Below are 1,847 nucleotides of genomic sequence, written 5' to 3'. Positions count from 1 at the left end.
GCTCGGCCTGCTCGCGGGCGGCCTTCTCGGCGCGCAGCGCCTCCAGCTCGGCGCGCTCCTCGTCGCTCAGCGGCGCGGTGTCGTTATCGGCCATGGGTCGGGCCTCCGATCTGACATGGGCCGCCCTCGCGCGGCCCGTCGATTCGTTGGGTTGCAGTATACCCCGTTTGCCGCGGCCGGGGCGTCGCGAGCGGCAACCCCCTGCCGCCTCCGCCCGCGAGCCGCCCTCCCCCGTGCGACACGGGCGAGGGACCGCCCCCGCCTCCTCGGCACGCCTGCAGCCTGCGGGCCCTATCCGCGGCGCTCGATGGGGCCCGAAGCCGGGGAGAGCACCCCGGCCGTGTCGAAGGCCGGCGTGAAGCTCTCGTCGACCGCCCCGCCCTCCTGCCAGTACATCGTGGTGAAGCCGAGCGCGTCCGCATGGTCGAGCACGCGCTCGTACTCCTCGTCGGTCACGGCGCGCGCCAGGTCGCCGCCTGCGGCGCGGACCGCCGCGTTGGGGGTGTACTGGTTCATCACCGAGACGGGCACGTCCCCCGCCGTCTCCCAGATGACGTCGAGCACGCGGCACGAGTCGTCGGCGTGCCCGGGCAGCACGAGGTGGCGCACGATGATCCCGCGCCGCATCATGCCGTCGTCGTCGAAGGCGACCCCGCCGCGGCGGTCGACCTCGGCGGCCATCTGCGCGAGCGCGCGGCGCGCGCGGGAGGGGTAGTCGGGCACGTTCGAGAGGCGGCGTCCGAGGGCGGCGTCGGCGTACTTGAAATCGGTGAGCCAGACATCGACGATATCGCCCAGCTCCCGGACGGCGGCGACGCGCTCGTAGCCGCTCGTGTTGTAGACGATGGGGACGGTCAGCCCGCGGCGCCGGGCATCCGCGACGGCAGCCGGGAGCAGGTGCGCGAAATGGGTCGCGGTGACGAGGTTGATGTTGGCCGCGCCCTGGGCCTCGAGCTCGAGCATGATCTCCACGAGGCGCCCGGGCGGGACCTCGATGCCGAAACCGCCCGTCGATATCTCGTGGTTCTGGCAGTAGACGCACTTGAGCGGGCAGCCCGAGAAGAAGACGGTGCCCGATCCCGTCTCGCCCGAGATGGGCGGCTCCTCCCAGAGGTGGAGCGCCGCGCGGGCGATCTTGAGCGCGCCGTCCGCCCCGCAGGCGCCCCGCTCCCCCGCCACACGGTCCGCACCGCATCGGCGCGGGCACAGCGAACAGGACGCGAGCCCGGCGGGGTCGAGAAGCGAGGGGCCTCCCGCGGGGTCGGCGGGGGCTCCCGGGCTGCCGGGGGCGGCGGGGTCGGACGGGTTCGCGATGCGGGTGGCGTGCATGCGCATGCCCTCCTTCCGCATGAAAAAAGCGCTGGTTAAGCGCTTGATTTGAGAAAATACAGGTGTGCGCCTTCATCTTCCATCACCCGCCCGCATAAGTCAAGACTGGTATTGCGGACGGCGTGCTCTATGATGAAGATGTTCCGCCCCACGCGGAGCAACTGGGTGAACCGTCGAATTTTTCTAGGGAGCCCACACAGTCGTTTCTAGTACAGGTATCCTTCGCTGTTAAGGACGCTGGAGGGAGCGATGAGGGCACCCACCTTGTAGAGGTGGGTTCATTATCGTGAAGTGTGGGGCGGGCTTTTTTCCGTCAACTTTTCCGTTGACACCGGGCGCGAGCCTGCTATCATAGTCACTCGTCTTGGGGACGTAGCTCAGCTGGGAGAGCGCTGCCGTCGCATGGCAGAGGCCGAGGGTTCGATTCCCTTCGTCTCCACCAATGACTTCGAAAGAGCATCTACGCAGGTAGGTGCTCTTTTTTGTAGAGCCCTCCGGGGAATCGAACCCGCAGGGCG

Annotated in this window: 1 protein-coding gene and 1 tRNA gene; one reads left to right on the top strand and one right to left on the bottom strand. The window is 69.0% G+C overall.

The window, feature by feature from the left end:
• Nucleotides 1-291: 291 nt before the first annotated feature.
• Entirely contained in the window at nt 292-1,329 is a 1,038-nt protein-coding gene (locus tag PHA29_RS08450; protein ID WP_270849176.1) for a radical SAM protein, read from the bottom strand.
• Nucleotides 1,330-1,695: 366 nt separating this feature from the next.
• Between PHA29_RS08450 and PHA29_RS08445 the strand changes: the two genes are divergently transcribed.
• Nucleotides 1,696-1,771: transfer RNA gene (locus tag PHA29_RS08445), tRNA-Ala, on the top strand.
• The last annotated feature ends 76 nt before the right edge of the window (nt 1,772-1,847 follow it).

Source organism: Candidatus Collinsella stercoripullorum, from assembly GCF_027669965.1.
GTDB lineage: Bacteria > Actinomycetota > Coriobacteriia > Coriobacteriales > Coriobacteriaceae > Collinsella > Collinsella stercoripullorum.
Note: the sequence above shows the minus strand (reverse complement) of the source record. Positions and strands in the feature narration are given on the sequence as shown.

Coding starts and splice junctions, on each gene's coding strand:
- PHA29_RS08450 (WP_270849176.1), bottom strand. CDS start 1,329: ATGCACGCCACCCGCATCGCGAACCCGTCCGACCCCGCCGCCCCCGGC.